The organism is candidate division KSB1 bacterium, from assembly GCA_034505495.1.
GTDB lineage: Bacteria > Zhuqueibacterota > Zhuqueibacteria > Residuimicrobiales > Krinioviventaceae > Fontimicrobium_A.
In genome coordinates, this window is sequence record JAPDQV010000031.1 from 1 (window position 1) to 24,327 (window position 24,327).

At 53.1% G+C, this 24,327-nt stretch carries 15 protein-coding genes and 1 other RNA gene; 1 reads left to right on the forward strand and 15 read right to left on the reverse strand.

Annotation, left to right across the window (positions count from 1 at the left end; genetic code table 11):
* The 10 genes from ONB24_11535 to ONB24_11580 all read right to left on the reverse strand — a co-directional run.
* A partial coding sequence (locus ONB24_11535; GenBank protein MDZ7316748.1) for an ABC transporter permease occupies positions 1 to 652 on the reverse strand: 652 nt, incomplete at its 3' end.
* Positions 653 to 660: 8 nt separating this feature from the next.
* A complete protein-coding gene (locus ONB24_11540; GenBank protein MDZ7316749.1) occupies positions 661 to 1,338 on the reverse strand; it encodes an ABC transporter ATP-binding protein in 678 nt (225 codons plus the stop codon).
* A 17-nt stretch (positions 1,339 to 1,355) separates the two neighbouring features.
* On the reverse strand, positions 1,356 to 2,606 hold the full coding sequence (locus tag ONB24_11545) for an efflux RND transporter periplasmic adaptor subunit (protein ID MDZ7316750.1): 1,251 nt from the start codon (positions 2,604 to 2,606) through the stop codon (positions 1,356 to 1,358).
* 21 nt (positions 2,607 to 2,627) lie between these two features.
* Positions 2,628 to 3,065 (reverse strand): hypothetical protein, encoded by a 438-nt coding sequence (locus ONB24_11550; protein ID MDZ7316751.1) that lies wholly within the window; start codon positions 3,063 to 3,065, stop codon positions 2,628 to 2,630.
* Between the two features lie 14 nt (positions 3,066 to 3,079).
* Positions 3,080 to 4,438 (reverse strand): TolC family protein, encoded by a 1,359-nt coding sequence (locus ONB24_11555; GenBank protein ID MDZ7316752.1) that lies wholly within the window; start codon positions 4,436 to 4,438, stop codon positions 3,080 to 3,082.
* Between the two features lie 33 nt (positions 4,439 to 4,471).
* On the reverse strand, positions 4,472 to 5,146 hold the full coding sequence (locus ONB24_11560; protein MDZ7316753.1) for a YIP1 family protein: 675 nt from the start codon (positions 5,144 to 5,146) through the stop codon (positions 4,472 to 4,474).
* 241 nt (positions 5,147 to 5,387) lie between these two features.
* The gene (locus tag ONB24_11565; GenBank protein MDZ7316754.1) at positions 5,388 to 6,416 is read right to left on the reverse strand and encodes a PorV/PorQ family protein; all 1,029 of its coding nucleotides are present in this window, start codon (positions 6,414 to 6,416) and stop codon (positions 5,388 to 5,390) included.
* Positions 6,417 to 6,472: 56 nt separating this feature from the next.
* Positions 6,473 to 10,171, reverse strand: a complete 3,699-nt coding sequence (locus tag ONB24_11570) for a hypothetical protein (GenBank protein MDZ7316755.1) — start codon at positions 10,169 to 10,171, stop codon at positions 6,473 to 6,475.
* A gap of 51 nt (positions 10,172 to 10,222) precedes the next feature.
* A complete protein-coding gene (locus ONB24_11575) occupies positions 10,223 to 13,189 on the reverse strand; it encodes a TonB-dependent receptor (GenBank protein ID MDZ7316756.1) in 2,967 nt (988 codons plus the stop codon).
* Between the two features lie 73 nt (positions 13,190 to 13,262).
* Positions 13,263 to 15,647: a T9SS type A sorting domain-containing protein gene (locus ONB24_11580; protein ID MDZ7316757.1), complete on the reverse strand. Its 2,385-nt coding sequence runs from the start codon at positions 15,645 to 15,647 to the stop codon at positions 13,263 to 13,265.
* Positions 15,648 to 15,825: 178 nt separating this feature from the next.
* On the opposite strand from ONB24_11580, the gene ONB24_11585 reads away from it, so the two are divergent.
* Positions 15,826 to 16,293 (forward strand): hypothetical protein, encoded by a 468-nt coding sequence (locus ONB24_11585; protein MDZ7316758.1) that lies wholly within the window; start codon positions 15,826 to 15,828, stop codon positions 16,291 to 16,293.
* A gap of 10 nt (positions 16,294 to 16,303) precedes the next feature.
* On the opposite strand, the gene ONB24_11590 is transcribed toward ONB24_11585, so the two are convergent.
* The 5 genes from ONB24_11590 to ilvB all read right to left on the reverse strand — a co-directional run bounded on the left by ONB24_11590 (position 16,304) and on the right by ilvB (position 24,292).
* Positions 16,304 to 20,023, reverse strand: coding sequence for a S8 family serine peptidase (locus ONB24_11590; protein MDZ7316759.1), 3,720 nt, complete (start codon positions 20,021 to 20,023; stop codon positions 16,304 to 16,306).
* A 74-nt stretch (positions 20,024 to 20,097) separates the two neighbouring features.
* Positions 20,098 to 20,458, reverse strand: a transfer-messenger RNA (tmRNA) gene (gene ssrA / locus ONB24_11595).
* A gap of 51 nt (positions 20,459 to 20,509) precedes the next feature.
* Positions 20,510 to 21,118 (reverse strand): 3-isopropylmalate dehydratase small subunit, encoded by a 609-nt coding sequence (gene leuD, locus ONB24_11600; protein ID MDZ7316760.1) that lies wholly within the window; start codon positions 21,116 to 21,118, stop codon positions 20,510 to 20,512.
* Positions 21,119 to 21,136: 18 nt separating this feature from the next.
* The gene (gene leuC / locus ONB24_11605; protein ID MDZ7316761.1) at positions 21,137 to 22,546 is read right to left on the reverse strand and encodes a 3-isopropylmalate dehydratase large subunit; all 1,410 of its coding nucleotides are present in this window, start codon (positions 22,544 to 22,546) and stop codon (positions 21,137 to 21,139) included.
* Between the two features lie 18 nt (positions 22,547 to 22,564).
* A complete protein-coding gene (gene ilvB, locus ONB24_11610; GenBank protein ID MDZ7316762.1) occupies positions 22,565 to 24,292 on the reverse strand; it encodes a biosynthetic-type acetolactate synthase large subunit in 1,728 nt (575 codons plus the stop codon).
* Positions 24,293 to 24,327: the final 35 nt, after the last annotated feature.

The following is a 24,327-nucleotide window of genomic DNA, read 5'->3' on the forward strand; positions in this document are numbered from 1 at the left end:
AGACGCCGATCGGAACCATGACCATGTTGTCCATGCTGTCGCCGAACATGTTGCCCTTTTTTTCGGCCACGCCGATGACCGTAAACTTGCGTCCTCCGATGCTGATGCGTTTGCCGATCGGATCGCCGGTGGGAAAGAGCACTTTCAGCACATCCTGTCCCAAAACACAGACGGACCGGCGATGCCGCACATCCGTTTCTGAGAGAAAGCGACCGGTCTCGGGCAAAACGTTCGAGGTCTCCATATAGTCTTCAGTGGTGCCGACAATGATGACGCCGTCCGCGGTGCGGTCGCGATACGACACAGGGCGCCGTGCATAGAGCGTCGGCGCAACCGCCACAGCCGTGGTCATCATCTCCTTCAGTTTTTGCGCTTCATGAACCGTCAGATTCGGTCGATTGCGAAAGGTGAACCATTCGCGACCGCCCATTATCCAAGGAAATTTAGAAACATAGAGCGTCGTTGTTCCGATTTTGGAGATTTCTGTAGCAAAAGCGCGGTTGAGGCCTTGAATGAGCGCCACAATCGTGATTACCGTCATCACACCGATGACAATACCGAGGGTCGTCAACAACGAACGCAGCTTGTAGGAGAGCAGAGCTCGGTAAGCGATCTTGACGCTTTCGCCGATATAGATGAGCCAACGTCTCATAAAGGGTGTTACTCCACGGCTTCGTCGCGTTCGATCATGCCGTCCCGCAGTCGAATAATGCGGTCCGAATGCTCGGCGATGTATTCTTCGTGTGTGACCAAGATGATTGTATTGCCGGCGTCATGCAGTTTTTCGAAAATCTCCATAATTTCCTCGCCGGTGCGACTGTCCAAGTTGCCGGTGGGCTCGTCGGCAAGAATGATGGAGGGGTTGTTGACCAAAGCGCGGGCGATGGCCACGCGCTGCCGCTGCCCGCCGGACAGCTCATTGGGTTTATGATGCATGCGGTCGGCAAGTCCCACACGCGCCAACGCCTCTTCGGCCAGTTTGCGCCGCTTGGCGGCCGGGGTTCCATTGTAAATCAAGGGCAGCTCGACATTGTGCAGCGCATCGGCGCGCGGCAGCAAATTGAAGGTCTGAAAAACAAAGCCGATTTCCTTGTTGCGAATTTCGGCCAGCTCGTCGTCGCTCATTTCACTGACGTTGATGCCGTTCAGCCGGTACGTTCCGCTCGTCGGCGTGTCCAAACAACCCAGAATATTCATTAGAGTCGATTTTCCGGACCCCGACGGACCCATTACGGCGATATATTCGTTCCGCTCCACCTTTAAATTCACACCCCTAAGCGCCTGTACCGCCACCGCACCGACTTCGTATATCTTGACCAGATCGTTCAATTCGATCAACATCGAGCCGTTCCTTTCTACTCGGATTTTTTCGCTTTGTCCGATTTACCTTCTTGTTTGATCTTTATCGGGCTCCCGTCCTTCAAGTCGCGCGAAATGGCCCGAAAGCTGCCGGACACCACTTTCTGTCCTTCCTCCAATCCGCTGATAATCTCGATATTGGCTTCGTCGCTGATGCCGGTCTTGACTTCGACCATTTTTACCTTACCGCCTTCAACCACAAAAACGACCTGCTTTTCCTCTTCTTTCTGCTTTTTTTCGTCCTTCTGGGAAGAAGGCGAAGCGGTTCCGGCCTCTTCTTTTTCCTTTTTTTCCGGCTTTCCAGCCTTTTTTTCCTTTTCGCTTCTCGTCGTCACACACTGAATGGGGATATAAAGCACATCATGCCGCGTCTCTGTGGTAATGTCGACGGTGCACGACATGCCGGGGCGTAGTTTGGGATGCTTGGTCAGGATTCCTACTTTGACTTCAAAATTGGTTACCTGCTCCTGGGTGCCGCGGTTCCGCGTGGTCGCCTCGTGGGCGATTTCCGTTACACGGCCTTCGAGCACCGTATCAGACAGGGCGTCCACTTCGATCCTGGCCGGATCGTCGAGCGACACCAGCACCACGTCGTTCTCATCGATTTCGGCCAGAACTTCCATGCGATCGAGATCGGCAATGGTCATGATGGGATCGGCCTGAAAATCCGATCCTACGGCGATTTCTCCTTTCTCTTTGTTGATTTTGGAAACGATGCCGTCCATCGGCGCGGTGATGCGCGTCTTGCGGATGTTGTCCAGCGCTTCATCCAAGCCGGCTTTTGCCTGGCGCAGCTGACTTTCCGCCAGCAACCGCTCGGCTTCGGCCGCATCGAGTTCAGCCTGCGAAACAAGATGCTGATCGAACAATCCTTTGACGCGATCATAATCGGCCTTGGCGCGCTTGAGCGACGCTTCCGCAGACATGACCGCCGACTCGGCGCGCGCCGCCAATGCCTCATAACGCTGCCTATCCAGTTCAACCAGCAGCTGACCCTTTTTGACCTGATCCCCCTCCCTTACATGGATGGAGGTAATTTCTGCCGAAATGCGCGCCGAAATGCGGACGTCCGTCTCCGGCTGTACATAGCCGGCGCCCGACACCGTTTTGACAATATCCCCCCGCTTTACTTCCGTGACCGTGACTTCGACGGCTTTGCCGCTGCTTTTTTTCAAATTGAGCACCGCCATGACGGCGATCAATATAATGAGGCCCAGCCCGATCAAAAGCTTCTTTTTCCCAGACATTCAAATTTCCTTTCAGTCGAATCAATTCTTCGGATTCAGCCAAAAACCGTAGCTGCGGACGAACTTGTTGTCCAAATAGACCTCCGCTACCCACTTTCCTGTCGGCGCCGTCAGGCTGGTATCCAACCACATGTAGGTCACCATCTTGCCGGTCTTGGATTCGAACGTCGAAGTTGCTTCGATGGTCTTGTCGTTAGGATCCACCCAAAGAACCTTCAGCTCATGCTGACCGGAGACGTTGACCCACGACAACCAAATGTAGATGACGTCATCGACAAAGAACTCGTTGTCAATGCCGACCGGGCGGCCTTCGAATACATTCGCGCAAAGGAAACCCTCAATGATTTCGGGATCCGTACTGCCGGGCTCCAATCCGCCGCCGCCTTTGCCTTCCGAAGTACTGCAGGCAAGGTAGAGAATTAGGGGCAGCAGCAGAAAGACAATAATCCGTTTCGCCATTACTCTTCCTCCCTTTATTCGATGATACCGATTGCCGCCGCAAGATAGGCCTGCGCAATCTGGGCATTGTATTGAGCGCTGACCAGCGCCTCCTGAGCCTGCACGACCATCAACTGCGCCTGCATGACTTCCAGCTCAGTACCTGCACCGACACGCCGCTTTTCCTCCTGCAGCCGCAGGTTTTCTTTGTAGGCGTTGAGATTTTCCTGGTTGATTTTAATCATATCCATATAGGCCTGAAGGGCGAGAAAGAACTCGTTGATGTCGGCCACCAGCAGCCGCTTTCTTTCCTTCAATTCTTCCAGCGCCTGTTGTTTTTGAATTTTTTGCTGCTCGACCCGCGCCTTGTTGGCAAAGCCTTGAAAGACGTCTAGGTTGATGCCGGCACCGATCGATGCGGTATAGTCTTCATCCAGCTTGCCGGTGTAAACGCGGGTAATGTCGTCGTTATCGCGATTGTAGCTCACCCGCGCACCGATCGAGGGCGCATACTGCGCCCTGGCGGACCTGACGCCGTACTCGGCGGCTTTGATTTGCTCTTCCAACATCTTGAGCTGCTCGTTGCGCTGCAGGGCAATTTCGACTGCTTGTTCAAAAGTAAAATCAGCCTGCACCGGCGCCAAGACATCCTCCAACGCAGCAATCGGAGTATCCGGCGCGCGTCCCATGGCGCTGTTCAATTCCGCCTTGGCAAACTCGACGGCATTTTTCTGGTTGATGAGGCGGCTTTTTTGTTCACCCAAATTGACCCTGGCCTGATAGATCTCGGCATTGGATTTCAAGCCGACGTTCATCATCGTTTCATTGTACTGCAGATTTTCTTCGGCATGCCTGACCGCCTCCTGATACACATCATAAAGCTTCATCGCCATAAGGACCTTAAAGTATTTGTCCTTGACGTTGGCGATCACCATATGACGTGTGTTAAGGAGTGCATGCTCATAAGCATTGCGAAGCGCTTTGGCCTGCCGAATCGCATTGGCCGTCAAACCAAAATCATAGATGTTTTGGTTTAGGAATATCGACGCACCATAATTATTCCTCTCGGTCTGGCTGATGGTTACGCTTTTTTGTTCATAGATGTAGCGACCGGTTGTCGGATCGACACCTACAGGCGTATCCTGGAGAATGTTGCGTCTGCCTTGGATCCATTTTCCAAAGGTAAACGAAGAGCCGATCTGAGGCAGCCACGCCGAACGCGCCAAGACGATCTGCTGCTCCGCATTGCGCATCTGCAGCTCGGCCGAACGCAATGAATAATTGTTTTCCAAAGCGATGCGGACGCACTCTGCAAGCGTCAGAGTCTGTGCCTGTGCCGTGATAAAACCTAAAAAGATGAATGTCGCACTAAGTGCTGAAAATCGTTTTTTCATACCAGCTCCATCTTTCTATTAGATATCAAGCTGCTAAAATCCGAAAGCGGACTGCATTGCCGCCGCGCCCAAAAAGTAAATCAGGAAAAAGAGCGCGGTCCACGGCCAAACCTGCTGCGCTTTTTTACCGGTCATCACTGCAATACCGATCGTGACCAGGAAAAAACACCAGATATTGAACAGATCGAATTGCGCCAATAGTTTGTAAATAAAAGAATCCTCATTGGAAAGGATGACGGCCGGTGAAAAATGGACGTTGATGCTCTCTTTTGCCGTCATGATCGGCGCCTTGATAAGCATGCCCACGGCGACCACCAGCCAGCTGTAGGCGGTTACGCTCAACATTTGTACATAGCGCACATTTCCGGCTAAAATGACATTGGCAACAAAGAGCCACAAAGCGGCGATAATAAAAAAGGTCGCCGTCTGGATCAACACCGCCGGTACAATCGTCATGACCGCGCCCATGTTTCTGGTCCGTTCGAGCGCCTCATCGATTTGCTCCTGCGGCAAGCCCTGCTTTTCCATGGTTTCGACTATTTTTTCTTCCTGAATTCTTTGCGTCAGCGGCCGCATTATCAGCGTGCCGGCAATTGTCAGAACAAGAAAAAGTACAAATGGAACATACCATAGTGACTTTTCTTGCTCCGCTTGAAAGGCGGCATGCGGCGCTGCAAAGGCATTAATCACACGACTCACCGAATTCATCGTTTTCTCTCCTTTTTGATGACGGTTCAAGGACGTGACAAAATAGGAAAAGTTTCACCTCGGAATTAGCTTTAACGATATTAAAATTTATCGAATATAAACAGAGGCAAGTTTTTTATTCGCAGGATGTCTGACCTTTTTATTGACAAAATCACTTTGTCAAAACATGAATCTGATCTATGAATCTTCCCCCAAAGACGGCAGCGGCGGCGATTTCGGCCGCCGCTGCTCAAATCCTGTGTTAAAAATAGATCGAAAGGGTGTACTGATGGACAGAGTTGAGGAGGCCAAAGTCTTGATAGGCATAATCCAAAGAAAGGCGTGAATTTCCCGAATGAAATTTGATGCCCCCGCCGAAGGTCAACCCCAACGTATCTTTGTCATAATTGAAATGGTGGCCTGCCCGCAGGGAGAATAGCGAATTCCATTCGTATTCAAGTCCGAGATTTGCGCGCAAAAAGTGATCAAGAGGATCGTTGGCATCGGCAATCAGCGTAAATCGATGTTGTTGGGAAACAAAAAGCTCGCTTGTGCCTCCAACGATGTCCATCATGATGCCCATCCGAAAAATCATCGGCAGAGGCCAATCAAGCGTCGCGAGTCGGCTTTTGGTGTTCCGATTGCCGGCCAGCTGCGGGTTGGTGTCCGTTGTCGCCGACAGGTCAGGGCCGTCGAGCCGCATTTTGCCGCCGAAATTGGTTACGGCCATGGCCAGACGAATGCCGTAGAGTCCGGTATCGAATTGAGAGCCGATGTCAAACGCCAACGTGCTCGCCGATTCACGGTAGATGGCCTCCCGCACCATTTTTAGGGTGACGCCGACGGTTAAACGATCGGTCAACCAACGGGCATAAGAGACGCCCAGAACCATGCCGTTGTAATCATAATAGGTGCCGGTACCGTTCGGCTGCGCGATGGTCGTGATCTCGATCGGATCGGTGGTAATAAACATGCCGGAAAATCCGAGCGTGGATACACGGTCCACCGGCAGCGTCAATCCGATAAAGCTGTAGGTGATGTCGGCAAAATATCTGTTGTAAGTGCCGCCCAGCGAGCGCTGCTGAATGCGGCCGATGCCGGCCGGATTCCAAGCCATGGCATAGACATCTTCCGAAGCGGCGGCATAGGCGCCGCCCAGCGCCGCACCCCTCGCTCCGGCCGGTATCTTGAGAAACTGAGCCATCGAAGTGCCGACGCGCGAAAACGGCTCGGGAAAAACCGCCTGTGCCGTCACCAAGACGGCGGCGATGAGCGATATGGCTTTGTTCATGCTCTTACTCCTGCTGTTGATGAGCTCGAAAAGCTCTCCGATCTTTGCCGCTTTTACTAACGAATGACGGCAAACTTGCCGATCTTTTTCCTGCCCTCCGGCGTCTCGACCACATAAACGTAAAGCCCGGCCGCGATCTCTTGACGATTGACAGTCCACAAATTCCAATCTTCGGTGCCGCTGCCGGGACTGTCGTCCGGTGCCCAATGCTGCAGCGTGTTCACCTTTTCGCCGGAAAGCGTAAAAATGTGAATGGTACACCGTCTCGGTAAATTGGTAAATTGAATTTTAAGATGATTGGGGTCCGTCTCCCAATATGCCGATACAATATAAGGATTGGGAACGACGCGAACATTGGCCAACGGATCCGTGCTGTTCGGATCGACCATCCAGTGGGTGGTAGTGAACTCGAAAACATCATCGGCAGACAGAGGTTTCCAGGTGGTGATAAAAAGCGTATCGCCGTTTGCCCACGGTTTGTTGGCGCGGACGTATACTGAATCCGCCGGAATAATGGTCGTGTCGGAGACAGTCTGGTTTGTCTGGGGATCGACTGTGGTCGTAATGATTGTATCCGGCGGAAAAACGATCCACTGATCGCGATCGTACCAAGTAAAACTCAGCCGCCAAGTACGATCGCCGCGGGGAATCTTGCCGGACGGCGTCTGCAGAAACGTGGCGTTTTCGATAAAGCCGATATAGTCTTTGCTGCTGAATACTCCTTTCGGCTCTTCATCCACATCCATCCACAGGGCACCGACCGGAACCGCTTTCTGTTTTCCCGCCGTTACATCGAAAGCTTTGAAGGGGACAGGAATCCGTTCAATGGCGGTGCCGCTCACCTTATAGGCTGAATCGGGAAAGCTTTGGTTCCACACCAGCATATAGTCGCGGGGAAGAGCGTTCGCCCATTTGTCAAAAGTAATCTTGTAATCGCATGCTCCCGTCCATTTTGCACGCCGGAAATAGGGGCGTTTAGTGATATTTGTTATCTTGAGCCGCAGCCCGTCAAAGATGGGAGCGTATTCGGTACCGTTTATGAGCCCGCGGTTTATGCTGTCGATCGTCGCTGCAACCCCGATCGCCTCCCCGTCCAGGTGCAGGATATGAGTGTCAAAAACCGGTGCCCCTGTCGCATCGGTGAACATATACTTGCCGGTATTGATATCCAGAACGTTATAGGTCAGAACCGTTTCTTTTTTGACGACCATGGTGTCGACAAAATAGTCATACAGCACCACAGTTTTTGTGCGGCCGATCAGCGTATCGACGGCCGTCGAATCCAGGAATGCTTGAGTCCTGGTTATCGTCGAATCTCGAAAAACGATCTGATAGGTATGACCGGTAATCTGATAAGGATCGACGACTTCGATCGATATTTTCGCCAATCCGTTACCTTTCACCTTTCGCAGGGTGCCGTCGAATGCCGTATCGACCTTTACGTCGACAAAGTCGCTGGCGCGCGGCTGCGGCGTCACTCTTACAAACTGTGGTTCCGCTTCACTGCTGCCCTTAAAGTTCTCCAAGGATTCCAAGTTGAACTGAAAGCGGAGCGGATTGAGAAGCAGGTTGTCCTTATCGATGCCGTAATCGTAAGCCGTTACGGCGTAACAATAAGTTACGCCGTCTTCGACATCATAGTCGGTATAGCTGTGGAATAGCCCGTCTTTGTCTTCACCCTTGTCGACCTTATCATTACCAAGATAAATCCAGGGCGCAAATTTATCCCTACCGCCGATGCCGTCGATGAGATCACACTGAGCAATCGGCCGCCAGCCGCGAACATTGCCCTGTTCGTCGCGAATCAGATCCTTTTCCGGGTTGCCCCAGGTCTTGCCGTTGTCGGTGCTCTTGTAGACACGATAGCCTTCGAAATCCTGGTAACCGGTCATAATGTCGCGATAACGCTCCGAGCGGCGATCCCAATAGAGAACGACTTTATTGCGTTTTTGGCCGGTTTTATCCGTATAGGGTTTAACCACTGCGTTTACCTTCGGTGCTTTCGGCGGATCGGGGCCTTGATAGTTATTGTCGTACATCAATTGGGCAATTTCGGCGTTCTGTTCCAAGTCCAGCGGACTGTCCCCCATGATGATGGCAAACGAGGCGTTGACCGATTCGCCGACGGCAAGATCGAAAGGACCGGCCGAAGCGATGCAGACGCAGTCGAGGCCGTTGGGGTAATCCGCCATCAGATCCTCGAGCGAGTTAAAATGGAGGTTTTTGCCGCTTCCGGGATGCTTGTGCCAAAAGTACCAGTCTTTTTGCGACTCGGTGAGGCCGGTGGTATCGCCGCTCATGACGCGGAACATGGCTTCTTCGGCGTTTTCGGCAATTGGGGTCTGGCCGTCGCCGATAAATGGCCCCGAGGATTCCACAGCGCGCACACCGGGACGGGCATACCAGTCGAACCAATGCCAGTCGGTCATCCCGAGTTTTTCGCCTTTGCGGACATCGATCACGCCGTCGCCGTCCAGATCCAGGTCGCGCGCTGCCGGCGGCGAATCGAGAAATTTAATTGCTGAATAAGCCATGCCGGTCAAATTGCCGGACTTGTCGTCCAAATCCCAAATGTAGGCAAAATTTAGGCGGCGATTGTAGGCCATCATGTCGTCATCGTTTGTACGGCCCGCCAGGCTTCCTTCAGCCGTTTTGTTATAGGCATCGACGTCAAAGTAAAAGCCGACGTACATGTCGCGATAGTTCCACCCCTTGCCGTTATTGGTATAATCGATGTATTTACGATTTTGCTCAATATAGCCGATCCGGTCGGATCTGTTGATGAGTTTGACGGGGAAAAAAATAATGTCCTCGGCAAAAGAGCGGCCGTAGGAAAAGCCGGAGCATTGCACTTCGATGCCCATCGCATAGCCTTGATTAGGATCAACGTCGCGAATCGCCCAGCGGTCGTCGAAAGCCATAAAAATGTCACAGTCGGAGAAAAACGTACCGGGAATCTCTTGACCAAATGTGGGCGAGTTGGGATTCGGGTCGCGCGCCCAGGGACCGGGCCAAAAATGCCAGACTTTGTTTTCTTCATCATAAAAAGCCCTGAGGCTGTCGACCACCGCTTTTTCTTTATCGGTCAAATCGGCATACGGTCCGGAAGGGCTCGGCATCCATTCGCCTTCACGCGTGTAATAGCCCGTCGGCCAACTCAGGGGCTGATCGCTGGTCGCCAATAGCGGCGTCCGATCGTTGATCGGCGCATAAGCCGCGTACTCGGGCACCTGCGAAGCGATCACTTGGCCTGAATGCAGTCTGCCGCGATGATCCTTTACCGGCATCCAATCGGGACGCGTCAGATTGGAGGTGCGGTCGAGAATTGATTCCGAAACCGTCGGCCCCCACCAATAGAGGCTGTCGGGAATTTTGGGATGCGGCCGATAAGACCAGGGGTACTTTTCCTTTAATTCCTGCGGAGAGTTGTTTCGCGCTCCATTCACGCCGACCAAAAGCCCTACAGACGCCAAATATTGGAAACCTTTGTACAATCCTTCGGGATTAGACCAGTTCGAAAAATCGTGACCAACGAATTTTCCCGTGTTGGCGGTCATGGTTTTCAGCTCTCCCTTGAGCAGGTAGCCTTTGGCTCTGTGGGCAATGGCCTCTTCCGGCTTTTCGGCGAGAGAAGAGCTGCTCTTTGCCAAGGAGCTTGGCTCTTTGCCGGAAGCATGCGGTCTGCGGACGTCCTCTGCCGCCGCGCCGACCCAGAGCGCCAACCACATAAAGCATACCAGTTGTATAGTCCTCATAACATCCTCATTGCTTGCGATTCACGGTTTGTTCATCGACTTCCGTGACGATCAGAACTCGATTTCCGTGTAAAACTGAATGCTGCGCCGCGGCCCGTAAAAGAAAGGCTGGTCATACACCGTCAACGAGTTCAGACCTGCCGCAATCCGATTATTGGCACGTCGGCCGGGGTCGTTCGGCTTGCCGGTTTCGTTGTAGACATCATAGACATTCTTTTTGTCAAAAAGATTATCCACCTGCAGACCGATTTTGAACTGAAACCGGCTAATCGGGATGATCTTGTGCCAGCTGAGCGTAACGCTGTTGATCCAAGGCATTCTTTCAGAGTTGGTTTCCTGAGGAATGCCCTCGATGGTCGGCGTATAAGGCGCTCCGCTTTGTGCGAAAAAGATGAGATTTAATAGCGAATTGCCGAGCGGATAAAAACCGAATATTTTGGGTCCGTTACGCTTGCCGAAACGATAGGCCGCCAATGTACTGAAATCGTGCGTGCGGTCGTAGCTCATAAGAATTTCCCGCTTGGGCATGGTTTCCGGGGTGTCGGTGTTACGGTAGCCTTCCCACGGATCGGCGCGGTTTGCCTTGGCCACAGAATAGGTGTACATGATACGGGCGCTCCACGGCGTTTTGAGCGACACTTTTTCGACCGTCACGTCGATACCGCGCGCGGTACCGTAATCGATGCCTTTGCTGATCGTATAGCTGAAAGGAAAAGCCGGCACGCGCTCGGTCGCATCGAGCTCGCTGTACTCTTTTGACCAGCCGACGAGGCTCACGGCCCACTCGTCGGCCACTTGATTTTTGACGCCGAATTCGTATGCCGTCAGCTTTTGCGCGCCGATCAGCGGATTGCCGACAATCGGCGACCAGGTCGTCAAGTCACGCTGACTGTTCAAATAAATATTGCGGTAGATCGGCAGCTGATGAAAGATGCCGTAACCGAAAGTGAAGGTGGCCTTGTCAGTAATGACATGCGAAATGCCGATGCGCGGACTCCAGCGGTACTGGGTTTTGGTCCGAACCAAGGGACTGGTGGGATCGTTGGGATTCGACCAGGCTGTAGTGTTATAATTGTTCGCATCGAACCGAAGTCCTACGTTGATGGTCATGTAGGGATATTCGATTTTATCCTGCACGTAGCCGGCAAATTCATAGGGATATTTGTGGTAAAACTCTTTGTAGGGCGTCTGCAGCCAAGGGAGTTGGATTTCGTCGAAAAAGAGATTATGCTGCTTTCCGTTTACGCCGAATTGGATTTGATGATGCCGGTTGATTTGGCTCGTCAAATCGAAGCGGGTTTCAAAAGTTTCCGCGTAGGAACGATGAAAATATCTACCGGACCCTTCGATGACATAGTCATAATAAGGTGCCTCGTAACGCCAGCCGTTATATTGCCAATAGTCGAGCCATTTCCCCTTTAAAGGGAAAACGGCCGGATCGGGATGCACATTCGGATCCAGCTCTGCGCCGTCCGGCAGCTCATCGCCGTCATAATCGTCGCGCATCAGGGTCAGGTTTTTTTCAAAGTCGTCCGGATAGCCGTCGCCGTCGCTGTCTTTCGGCTTTTGATCCGGCTTGCGAGGATCGGTATGAAGCCGCGTCTCCACCCAATCGGGGTAACCGTCGCCGTCCAGATCGTTGTTGCGCACCAAATAGCGCCGCATTTGAAAAAAGCGCGATGCCCGCAACGTGTAAAAGGTCTTGCTCGAAAGTTGATGCGTCCACTCTAAATTCTGCCGGTCCGAATTGAGCAGTGTATAATTCTTGCCTTCCGGGTAATACCGGAACATGATCGATTCGCCGGAGTTGCCGTACAGCATCATGTCGGTAGAGACAACCCAGTTCGTAAAGACCAGCTTTTGCGTCGGACTCAGTTTCCACGCCAGCTTTCCAAATACATCCCAAACATACTCGTGCCCCAAGGCGTCCCATCCTTTCTTGCGGTCAAGAGGGTCGGAATGGTCATTGGGGTCATTCGGATTATAGGGAGGGACGATGTTTGCAACCGGATTGTACGGATGATTTCCAGGAATCGGACCGTCGGTCCACACTTTGTCGTCGAATTCCAACACTCGGCCTTTTTGCCGCGTCGATTGCCCGGAAATGTAAAACGAGAGCTTGTTTTTTGTATACGGCACCGGACCGCCGAAAGCACCGGCAAAGTCTTTCAGCCCCTGCAGGTACATGGGATAAAGAAAGCTGTTCGTCTTGCCGGCAATGAGCGAGCCGCCGATCTCCGAGGTTTGGTAACGAAAGACACCCTCGTACTTTTCGAAACTGCCGGTGCGGGTGATCCAGTTTTGCGTGCTCGACATCGCATCGCCGTATTCGGCACTAAAGACGCCGGTTTCGGTGACCATTTCTTCGATCGCATACTTGTTCAGACGCGTACCGTTGCCGATGCCTCCGTAAGTCGGATTCTTTAGGTACATACCGTCAAAGACATACCCTATCTCTCCCGAGCGGCCGCCCCGCACGTGGATTTGCTCCACACCTCGCTCGGCAAAGCCGGGTATACCGTACGACTGATAGTTGATGGCCACAACCCCCGCCTGCAGGGCAAACATCTGCGACAAGTTCTGCACCGGAGCGCTGCGAATTTCAGCAGCCGAGATGACCGTCTTTTTGACCGTAACATCCTTTTCCACCAAAGGTCGTTCGGCTACCACCTCTACCGTCTCTCCTTGGATCACTTCGACGCCGAGCTGAAAATCGACCGTCGTCGTTTTATCCATATTGACGATCACCTGGGTCTTGATGACCTTTTGATAGCCGATCATGCTCGCTCTCACACTATAAACACCGGGCGGAACATTGATGATGAGATAGTTGCCCTCCGCATTCGTGGCAGCGCCCATTGTCGTGCCGACGACCACGATGTTACAGCCCGGCAGCGGCTCTCCGGTCTCCTTGTCGGTAACCTTGCCGACAATTTTTCCGACCGTGCCGGCATGCAAAAAATCGGCGGCAGCGAAAAACACCCACATCCATAACACCAGTGAAGCGGAACGCCTCATAACAACACCTCGCGGTAAAGTGGGTTAAAATGAGATGCGGCGCATCTTTTGAGGCGCCGCATCTCTTCGACCTTTATTGTAAAAAGATCATTTTGCGCGTTTCTTGAAATTCTCCGGCAGAAAGCCGATAAAAGTAGACACCGCCCGGCAGCTTGTCAGGGCGCCATTCGAGGCGCCGACTGCCGGCTTCCATTTGTTCGTCGAACAGCACTGCGACCTCCTGTCCCATAAGATTATAAACCGCCAGTCGCGCGTGTGCTGCCCGCGGAAGGGTGAATTGAATAACTGTGGAAGGATTAAAGGGATTGGGATAGTTTTGCGTCAGTTCAAAAAGCAGAGGGGCATTGCCTTTTTGCGCTACGCCGACGGGAACGTATTTTCCCTTTCCGCGCACCGGAATGCCGGCATTTCCTTCGTTCGGGTCGTTGTTGGGCAAAGCGACAAAGCTGTCAAATTCACCGTCATAAAGAGGACGAAAAACGATTTCAATTTCGCGGCTTTCGCCGGGAGCAATCATAAAGCTCGCGGGTGAAACCGAAAACGACTTTTCGCCGCCGAAGGCGTTAATGATCTTGAGGTCCTGATCTCCTTCGTTTTTAATAACCACCTTTTTGCGTGCTTCTCCGGCATCGCCGATGTCGCCGAAATCGACGATGCCGCCGTAAGTGCCTGTCTCAATAGTGATCTCAGGACCGAAAAAGATTCGCTCATCTGAAAACAGCGAAGTCGGACACTCCCAATAAACGATGTCGGCGGTGGAGACTTTGGTGTGATCATCACCGGCGGCGTCGCCGATGGCGCGCCCCGGGACCGGCGAGTCCTGATAGAGCAGATGCAGTTTGCCGCGTGGATTACGGGGCGACAGAGCTACGAACCTTAGATCGCGATGCCAGTTGTCTTTGTCGGGGGTCAGCTGCACCGGCTTGGACCAGGTTTTGCCGCCGTCTTTGGACTTTGAACCCCAGATTTTGCAGTAACTCAACGGCCCCCAACTGGTTTTTTGCTGATCGATACCGTCCTCAGGTTTCACCGTATCAGCTTGAGAAGCACGGACAAAAACACAATAAAGCGTTCCGTCTTCATCGACACCGATTTGCGGCGCAGACAACACGTTGTAGCCGCCGCCGGCATAAACACCCTGCAATTCATCAACCTTTTCGATGGTCGCGATGCCTGTCGAAGGACTCCAATGCTTGATTCGGAAACCGGCTTCCCAATGCACAGAATCGCCGTTGAGGCCGCGATAGTAGGGAACTCGCCAACGCACACCACGACCGCCGGGATAGTAGCTCATGCCGCCCGGCGTCTTGGCTTCAGCCCAGACAATGTGCGGCTCGTTGTTGATGTACATGAAATCAAGTTGCCGCAACGGCCGGCTTTGGATATTATATTCTTCTTCCCAAGCGGCGATCAAGGTGTCGATGGGCACATTGGTGTCTAAACTGTCATACCGAACGACTATATCGTACTGTGGGGGGAAGCTGACGGAATCGGTCGAAATGATCGGCTTGTTGCCGATGATTGCCTTCGGATCCTTCCAGGTTTTGCCGCCGTCAAGGCTTTCGAAATAGATGACGTCATGTGCATAGTTGGGAATAACAATGCCGATCTTGTTCTCCGTTTTCGGGCCGTCCAAACAGGCTTGGATTTGCTTTTCAATGTCCAGCTCTTTGGGCAGAGTTTCATCGAACGGCTCCAACGGGATGGCGTATGGGCCGGGGACAATGCCGATGGGCGTCGACCACTTGGCACCGCGGTCTTCGCTGCGAAAATAGATTACGTTATCTTTGACGTTGTTTAAAATGTCTTCCTCGACGCCGCTGCCGTCGCTATAGTTCGTAGCAACCACATGCCAAGCGCCGGTTTTATCGACGGCAATATCCGGCCAAGTTGGATTGTACGCCGGCTTTTTTGTGCCTTCTTCCCAGACGAGAAATTCAGTAAAAAAGCCGAATCCGGCCATAAAGTCAGCCCAGACGCTGACGCCGCTGCCAAAGTGGGAGACGGCTATGGCCGTATTGGCTGCATCAACAGCCAGGGAACCATATCCGGAGCGTTTGGTCTCGATCGGCACACCGGTTCCATGCACCCAGGAGGTACCGTCGAAAAAATTATAGTACATTCGTCGGTTCTTCCAGCCGACATTAGCCTCGGCAATGTCGCCGAACATCCATTCTGCGTGAATGGTTTTCGATGCCGCATCCCAAATAATTCGTTCGTGCAGAATGCCGTTGGTCTGGTAGTTGTAGGCGGTCTTGCCGATGACCTTTCCCTGCGGTGGAATGCTGCGGTTAAAAGACAAAACAGAATAGTTGCGAAAATCCGCAGGAAGAGCGTCCTTTTCCGCCTCCGGCCATATCGTCGGAGCGTTATTCTGAGTCGGCACAGATACCCGATTCTCCCCAAAAGTTGCTACGGTTAGAATCAGGATGAACATAAAATGTTTCACAAGGCTCATCCTATGACTCCTCTCCTCTTTTAGAATACAATGTTGAATTATTTTTCTTGCGGCATTACTTAGAAAGATTTAATCAAAAAATCAAGAAAAAAAGTAATCCAAGGTAACAAAGTTACATTGTTCGGTTAATATTTTTTCGTTATCTTTGCAAAGACTTTAAGATTTGGAAACCAAAGCGATGATTAAGCTTAGATTTTTGCCCGTTTGGGTTTTAGGATTGATCGTTCTTCAGTGCCGACAGGATGTGCCGATCGCCGACAAATGGATCGAACTGAAATCCAAACAGGATGCGGAATTGGAACGCACGTTCAGAACCGTCGGCAAAGGGGTCGGGCCGGTCACCTGGTGGGCGGGCGGCTATATGTGGGAAGGCGGGAGTTTTGAGATTGCCTTGATCGATGTCCGCAAAAACAAAGTTATTTTGCAAAAAATTTATCGATACGGGGACACCAAAACCGGCAACAGCGAGATGCCGCTCTTTAAATGGTGGCATGCGGAAGAAAAAGACCGCATCATTTTGCAGGCAGGACGTGTCTATCGCATGACACTCAAAACACGTAATCTCGCTCAGCCCGGCGCCGGATGGGGATTATGGCTCTATCCGATCGGTGAAGAGCCGAAACGGCATGAACCCCCCAAACGCTAAGCTCTTGCCGTCAACGCAGCAGCAGAATTTTATGGACCCAAAAGCGATCGTTCGTTTCGAGACGGCACAGATAGATTCCTGAAGCGGCTTCATGACCCTCTTTTGTCAGTCCGTTCCAGACTGCTTTATATCGGCCGGCCGGTTTATTCCCCTCCGCAAGCACCATTGTTTCGCGTCCCAGGGCATCGAGAATCGTCAGGCGAATATGCGTCTCCTGCGGCAGTTCATAGAGGATGCTGACTGCGGAGTTGAAGGGATTCGGATAAGCTTGAACCAGACGGGCATCGAATGGCAGTTCTGTTTTATTAACAGCAATATGAGTGCGAATAGGCAAAAGCTCGATGTCGTCGATGAACCAGCCCGGTCCCGTACCGGCATCGTTGGAAATCAGACGAAAACGGATAAGGACTTCTTCGTGACCCGGTCCGGTAAAATTGTTCAGATCGAATTCCGCTTTATAATATTTGGCAGCCGCGCCGGTTATGGGCGGCGCCAGAGGAATCCATGTTCTGCCGAAATCTCGCGAAGCCTCGACCAGACCGTAATCTTGATCGCTGAAACCGTAAAACATCCAGACGGAAAGCGTCGCCTGCGAGAGACGGGACAAGTCCAGACCGTATTTTAACGTCAACGACAGATCGGCATTGGCAGGATAGTTAAAGCCGTTTTCGGTTCGATTATGGGCGCCGTATCGCCCGGACCGCATGCGTACCGTTTCCAAATTCCAGTCGCCGGCGCCTGTCTCCCAATCGTCGAGTCCGCCTTCGAAACCTTCGAATCCCAACAGCAGCTTGTAAACCGGCGATTTACCGCGCAATCGATAGGGCGAGAGATCGCAGATGCTGAATTGATAATACAGCGTGTCGCCGAAAGAAAAGTTGCCGCGGAGCCGAGTGGTAAACAAGTTATTGTTTCCAAGGACGGGAACGGCGCTGTCGGGCAAAGTTGAGCGCGTCCAAAAATAGACTCTGGCCGTGCTTTCATCTACGCCCGAGGCATCCGCAGCAGTCATGGCGACAATAGGATGGAGGGCCAGGCTGGATGCTTTCGGATTCGCAGCGGCAACCGTCGGCGGCTGGGCGGTTAAATTCGCCCGCAGCAATTTGATCGGCGAATAAAAGCCGTCCTCGCTGACGGCCTGGACGCCGTATTCGATGATGGTTCCGTTCGGCTGACGCGGCAGATCGACGAAAAAGGTCGTATCGCTGACCGCGGTCATTTCGAGGCGGGAAAAGACGTTTTCGTTTATCTTTCGCCAAAAAAGATAGACACGGCTCGGCTTTCGGCTGCCTTTAACAATGGCGCCTATGTACATATCCTGATAATAGCTCTCTATATTTTGAAGCGGTTCGACGCTCACCTCCAGACCGGTGAAATCGGCAATGATCCGCCTCATCAACAATTGTCGAACGGAATCCGAAAGGACGTTCTCCAATCCTCCGAAGGCAAAATGGATAATCTTATGATTGAGCTGTGTGTAAGAAACGGCGCCGCCGCGGTTGTCCGGATAGGCAAAGATCGCCTGTCCGCCTCGGATCGGTTCGACAACATCCGGCGAATACTCGCGCCACTCTTCGGGGGGAGAGGAAACATAAAAGCTTAGGCCGCGGCTGATCGGCGAAGTATCCAGTCCCTTTATTTGCCGCCAGGATGTTGCGTCTTCCAGGTACTGGGCGTGGAGATGAGTTTCATAGAACGATTTGGCGTCGAAACCATTCTGGCGATATTGATTGTAGTAACCCCGCTGTTGAGCATCTTCAGCCGTCTGCAGCGCTGATAAATCCCAGGCAATATTTTCACCGCTAATGAAAAGCGTTCTCTTTTCTCGAAGAAAAGAGATCAGATCTTCACGGTCTTCTCCGTTCAAGGTGGGCAAAGCGTTGGCGCAAATCCACATGACAAAATCATAATTTCGCAGGCGCGCGGCAACTCGACCCTGTACCTCCCGATCCCATCGATCATACGGCATTCCAAGCGAATCAAGAAGCGCCTGGTAATATTTTTCAACTTTTTCGCTGTTGCCGTCGTCATCGACAACGAGGAGCTTGGCTTCGACTGCCAGAGTAAAGCTCATCGTCTGCTCATAATCCCCGGATCTGGCCGTCAGCACAAAAGGGATGTTATGCGGAAAAGAGTCCTCCGAAAGTTTGATCCTAAAGAAAGGCTGAGTGGTTTCAACGAAATTGGGGCGATCGGCGAAACTCGGCAGCTGGGAGAAAAAAATTCTGCCGGTGATGATGGAGACGCTCGGGTCTTCGGTCGTAAGCAAGAGTTCGACATTGTGCGCAGCAGCCCAATTGTTCGTCAAACGGATCAACAAATCGACCGTTTCACCGACATTCAAGCGTTGGTCATCGTTGCCTGTCCCCATATCCTCGACAGAAATGCGAGTGATGGCGAGATCCGGCTTGGAAGCAAACGGCTCCGAGACGGCGCGATAGGCGTTCACACGGCCGTGTCGGCCAAGAAGTCCTGCGTATCTCGGATTGACCGAATCGATATCATCTGCAGTGTCGACGACGTGCATCAAGACCTGCGCTGGCGACCAGTCGGGGTGGACAGCCCGCACCAGCCCTGCAACGCCGGCGACGATCGGCGCAGCCATCGAAGTCCCGCTTAGAATGCCGTAACGGTTGCCCGGAAGGGTTGAAAAAACATCGCCGGGTGCAGAGACTTTGACCCAAGAACCGTAGTTGGAATAAGAGGTCTTTCGATCGCCCGCATCGACTGCGGCCGTCGATAATACCCAATTCTCCACATCCGGATAGTAGCCGATGTTCGAATTGTTGTTACCGGCGGCTTTGACAATAACCAGACCGTTCTCGAAGGCAAAGCGCATCCAATCGCGCAGGGCATAATCGTTGCCGATGGCGCCGAAACTCATGTTGATGATTGAGGCTCCATTATCAACTGCATATTCTATGGCCTTCAAAGCGGATGAAGTGGAAATCGATCCGCCTCCGTCCGTCGTCTTGTAGCCGATTCGCAGAGGCAGAATCCGGCAGCTCCAGCCGGCGCCGGCGACACCGATACCATTGTTGGTCACCGCAGAAGCCAGTCCGGCCACATGCGTACCGTGGCCATGCCGATCCATCGGATCGTTGTCTTCGAAACTCACGTCCTCGCCGGCTGCGGCATTGACGCCGGAAGTCACAAAATCCCAACCGTACAAATCGTCGATATAGCCGTTGGCGTCATTATCGATTCCATCTTCTACCTCATTCGGATTCCGCCAAATGTTATCCTGCAAATCCTGATGAAGATAATCGACGCCGGTATCCAAAATCGCAATGAGGATCGAAGGGGAACCATGCGTAATATCCCACGCCTGAGGTGCATTGATTTGTCGCCAAAACGCCTGATTGGGAAAGTTCGGGTCGTTGGGTATTGCCTGCAGGCGATAGATAAAGTTCGGCTGTGCATACTCGATTTCCGGCTGCCGGCTGACTTCGGCGGCCGCTTCGAACGGCGATTTGTTCACAGAGTACTTGGCCAGGTAAAATGACGCAAAATCTGCCGAGCGGCTTGCTTTGCCTTGTGAGCGGGCGATAGGCTCCAGCGAGTGGATGAAGCCGGCCGAGGCGGCGAGACGATCCTTCATCGAACCCCCGGGCGTTTGTCGAAATTTGATGATCAGTTCCCCCGGCACGGCATCGGCCGATTGAACGGCAAATACAGACGAGGCGAACATCAGCACGGCAGCAAAATAAACCGGAAAAAAATTTTTCATGCAGATGACTCCCAAAGACCCTTACCAATTTGGATAAATAAAAAAAAGCTCCGTCACTTGGACAGAGCTTAGGAATGTGGAGACGGCGGGAGTCGAACCCGCGTCCGAGATACCGGCCATAGCAGCCTCTACATGTTTAGTCTGAACCTTGATCTCGATCAGCCGAGGCGGTTCAGACGAGCCTGACTGATCCAGTTCCGAAGCGTGTCATCGGCAGCGCCGGAACACCGCCGCCGACCATCCCGCTGATGCGGCGTCCTTCCCTTCACCCAGCGGGCGCGGCGAAGAGAGGACGTTGGCTGTCTTAGGCAGCCAAGGCGTAATTGTAGTTGTCTGCAATTACATTTTTCTCTCAGTTGATTAACGAGGTGACCGAGAGATCCTCGACATGCAGCCGCTACCACCGCGTAACCCGTCGAAACCCAATTCGTCCCCGCTTGTCAAAGAACTGTTGGAATATACAAAAATTTCCGTCTAAAAGCAGCATCAAACTTGGGCGATGCAGACGCGCGGTGGATGTATGCGCTCATATTCTTCAACTTGTCGGCTGAATTTGAGCAGATAGCCCAATTGATCGAGGCCTTCCAATAGGCAGGTTTTTGAAAAACCGTCAATAGGAAAGCCTGCCTGTCGACCGTCCGGAAGCACAACCACCTGGTTCGGAAGATCAATGGTCAGCTCCGCTTCGGGCGACTTTTCCGCTATTTCAAAAAGCTGCTGCAGCGTCTCTGCATCCACAACCACCGGCAGCAGGCCGTTTTTGAGCGCATTATTGCGAAAAATATCCGCGATGCGCGTGCTGATGACGGCGCGAAAGCCGAAATCGACCAGCGCCCACGGTGCATGCTCACGGCTCGAGCCGCAGCCGAAATTATCGCCTGCTACAAGAATTTTGACGTCGCTGCCGATGCGATTCAAAACAAAGTCAGCTTTTTCTGAGCCGTCGGCGTTGTATCGCCAATCATAAAAGAGATTTCGCCCCAACCCTTTCTTATCCGTCACCTTTAAAAAGCGCGCCGGAATGATTTGATCCGTATCGATATCGTTTATCGGCAGCGCAACAAATTTACTTTTTAAAACGACAATAGGTTCCATTTCATCTCTCCTGCGCTTTTACATAAGCGTCCGCGGGTCGGTCACTCGGCCTGTCACCGCAGCGGCAGCGGCGGTCAGCGGGCTCGCCAGCAGCGTTCGGCCGCCTTTTCCCTGCCTTCCCTCGAAATTTCGGTTGCTCGTACTCACAACATACTGACCCGGCAGGACTTCGTCCCCGTTCATGGCAATGCACATGGAACAGCCGGGTTCACGCCATTCGGCGCCCGCCTGCTTGAAAATATCCGCCAACCCTTCAGCTTCCGCCCGGCGTTTGACGGCATAAGAGCCCGGGACAATCAACACGCGTACCCCATCCGCAACTTTACGTCCTTTAAAGATCTTTGCCGCCTCCCGCAGATCGTTGATTCGACCGTTGGTACAGCTGCCGATAAAAACAACGTCGATTTTATGGCCAAGCATAGGCTTGTCGGGTGCTACGTCCATATAAGCAAGGGCCTTTTCCATAGCCTTGCGCTGATTGATGTCCGGCTGAGCAGCAGGATCGGGAACGACGGCGTCGATCGGTATTGCCATCCCCGGAGTCGTGCCGAACGTGATCATCGGCTTTAACGCGGAACCATCAAGCGAGACATAGGCGTCAAATGCGGCTTCGTCATCGCTGCACAGAGTCCGCCAACGCGCCACGGCTTCGTCCCACGCCTTTCCCTGCGGCGCAAACGGACGACCGTGGAGATATTCAAAGGTCGTGTCGTCCGGTGCGATCATCCCGGCGCGTGCACCGCCCTCGATGCTCATGTTGCAGATCGTCATGCGGCCTTCCATATCAAGCTGCCGGATGACTTTACCCGTGTATTCGATGACATAGCCGGCGCCGCCGCCGACGCCGATCTTGGCGATAAGCGCCAGAATGACGTCTTTAGCGCTGACGCCCGGCTGAAGCGTACCGCTGATTTCGACGCGCATCGTTCTAGGCTTGTGCTGCAGCAGGGTTTGGGTGGCGAGAACATGTTCCACCTCGCTGGTGCCGATGCCGAAAGCCAGCGCGCCGAAAGCGCCGTGCGTCGCCGTGTGGCTGTCGCCGCAAACAATAGTCATACCCGGCTGCGTCAATCCCAGCTCCGGGCCGACCACGTGCACTACGCCCCGCTGCGGATGGTTCCTGCCCAAGAGCGGTACACCGAATTCCCGACAATTTTTTTCCAATTGTTCCAGCTGGGCCCGTGCAATCGGATCGGTAATCGGCAGCGAAGGATCGTGGGTAGGTATTGAATGATCCATAGTTGCCAGATTCTGCAAAGGCCGCCGCACCTTGAGGCCGCGGTCCCGCAATCCCTGAAAAGCCTGCGGCGACGTCACCTCGTGAAGAAGCTGAAGGTCGATATACAGCACCGCAGGCGAATCGGGCTCCTGCACGACCACATGCTCATCCCATACTTTTTCGAATAAAGTTCGTTTTCGTTCAGCCATGAATACCCTCTGACTTTTTTAACCCTCAAAACGCTGCGGATCAAGCCGCTTAAGAATCATTTCACTGACGGCCGCTCCGCTCGGCACCATGGGGAAAACCATTTCCTCCTTAACGGTCACAAACTCGAGTACGACCGGGCCGTCATTTACAGCCAGCGCCCAATCGAGCGCCTCGTCTACCTCTTCCGCATGCACGATCCGCCTGGCCCTGCATCCCATGCCTTCAGCGACTTTGACAAAATCGGGATTGCTGTCGGTCAAATCGGTGAAGGAAAATCGTGAATCATGAAACAGTTCCTGCCATTGCCGCACCATACCGAGATAGTTGTTGTTAAAAATGATGAACTTGATGGGCAGCTTGTTGTAAGAAGCGGTAATCAATTCCTGAATGTTCATCTGAAATCCGCCGTCGCCGGAAATGCTGATAATCGGCCGATCGACGACGCCGAAGGCCGCGCCGATTGCCGCCGGCAGAGAAAACCCCATGGTCCCCAAACCACCGGAGGTAATGTGCGATCGGGGCGCCTCAAAAGTAAAATACTGGGCCGTCCACATCTGATTCTGGCCGACATCGGTGGTGACCACGACCCGGCCCTGCAGGCGATCGGAAAGCTTTTTCAAAATCGTCTGGGGGCGCAGACGCCCGTCCTCAGGGGGCAACTCAAGAGGACACATTCGCCGCCACTCATCGATCTGCGCCAGCCATTCTTCCGTGGGTAACGGTTCCTGAAAATGGTCGTTCAATTCAGCCAGAACCTCGCGCGCATCACCCACGATCGGATACTCGACCCGCAGATTTTTGTTAATTGAAGACGGATCGATGTCGATATGGATCTTGACTGCACCGACGGCAAAGGCGCTCAGCTTGCCGGTGACCCGATCGTCGAATCTGGCACCGACGGCAATCAGGCAGTCGCAGTTGCTCACCGCCATATTCGCAGCAAACGTTCCGTGCATACCCAGCATGCCGAGGAAAAGCGGATCGCTGCCCGGGAATCCGCCGAGGCCGTGCAGCGTCAAGGTTACAGGAATCTGCGTCGTCCGCGCCAATCGAGTCAGCTGCTCTGCAGCATCGGAAAAAATGACGCCTCCGCCGGCGTAGATCAGCGGCCGCTTCGCCTTTTTTATAGCCGCAGCAGCCTTTTGAATGCTCACCGGATGCCCTTTTGTCTGCGGTTTATATCCAGGCAGATCGAGTCTTTCCGGATAATTGAAGGCACATTCTCCCAACAGCGCATCTTTGCACATGTCGACGACCACCGGCCCGGGGCGGCCTGTCGAAGCAATGTAAAATGCCTTACGGATGGCCGGAGCAAGCTGCTCCGTACGGGTGACGAGGATATTCCACTTGGTGATCGACCTGGTAATGCCGGTGGTGTCCGCCTCCTGAAACGCATCGTTGCCGATCAGATGGCTGGAGACCTGGCCGGTAAAGACGACGAGCGGGATGGAATCCATATAGGCATCGGCGATACCGGTGACCGTGTTGGTTGCGCCGGGGCCGGAAGTAACCAGAACCACACCCGTCTTACCGGCGGCTTTGGCATAACCCTCGGCCGCGTGCACGGCGCCCTGTTCATGTCGTACCAAAATATGTTTGATGTCGGAAACATCATACAGCGCATCGTAAATGGGCAGCACGGCACCTCCGGGGTAGCCGAAAACATGCGTCACCCCTTCGCGCCGCAAACATTCGATAAAGATTTCCGCCCCTTTCAACGATTTTTCCTTATGCACTTCCTTCATACGTACAGCTCACCTTAATTGAGAGAGCTTTACTA

Coding starts and splice junctions, on each gene's coding strand:
- ONB24_11545 (MDZ7316750.1), bottom strand. CDS start 2,606: ATGTCTGGGAAAAAGAAGCTTTTGATCGGGCTGGGCCTCATTATATTG.
- ONB24_11550 (MDZ7316751.1), bottom strand. CDS start 3,065: ATGGCGAAACGGATTATTGTCTTTCTGCTGCTGCCCCTAATTCTCTAC.
- ONB24_11555 (MDZ7316752.1), bottom strand. CDS start 4,438: ATGAAAAAACGATTTTCAGCACTTAGTGCGACATTCATCTTTTTAGGT.
- ONB24_11560 (MDZ7316753.1), bottom strand. CDS start 5,146: ATGAATTCGGTGAGTCGTGTGATTAATGCCTTTGCAGCGCCGCATGCC.
- ONB24_11565 (MDZ7316754.1), bottom strand. CDS start 6,416: ATGAACAAAGCCATATCGCTCATCGCCGCCGTCTTGGTGACGGCACAG.
- ONB24_11570 (MDZ7316755.1), bottom strand. CDS start 10,171: ATGAGGACTATACAACTGGTATGCTTTATGTGGTTGGCGCTCTGGGTC.
- ONB24_11575 (MDZ7316756.1), bottom strand. CDS start 13,189: ATGAGGCGTTCCGCTTCACTGGTGTTATGGATGTGGGTGTTTTTCGCT.
- ONB24_11580 (MDZ7316757.1), bottom strand. CDS start 15,647: ATGAGCCTTGTGAAACATTTTATGTTCATCCTGATTCTAACCGTAGCA.
- ONB24_11585 (MDZ7316758.1), top strand. CDS start 15,826: ATGATTAAGCTTAGATTTTTGCCCGTTTGGGTTTTAGGATTGATCGTT.
- ONB24_11590 (MDZ7316759.1), bottom strand. CDS start 20,023: ATGAAAAATTTTTTTCCGGTTTATTTTGCTGCCGTGCTGATGTTCGCC.
- leuD (MDZ7316760.1), bottom strand. CDS start 21,118: ATGGAACCTATTGTCGTTTTAAAAAGTAAATTTGTTGCGCTGCCGATA.
- leuC (MDZ7316761.1), bottom strand. CDS start 22,546: ATGGCTGAACGAAAACGAACTTTATTCGAAAAAGTATGGGATGAGCAT.
- ilvB (MDZ7316762.1), bottom strand. CDS start 24,292: ATGAAGGAAGTGCATAAGGAAAAATCGTTGAAAGGGGCGGAAATCTTT.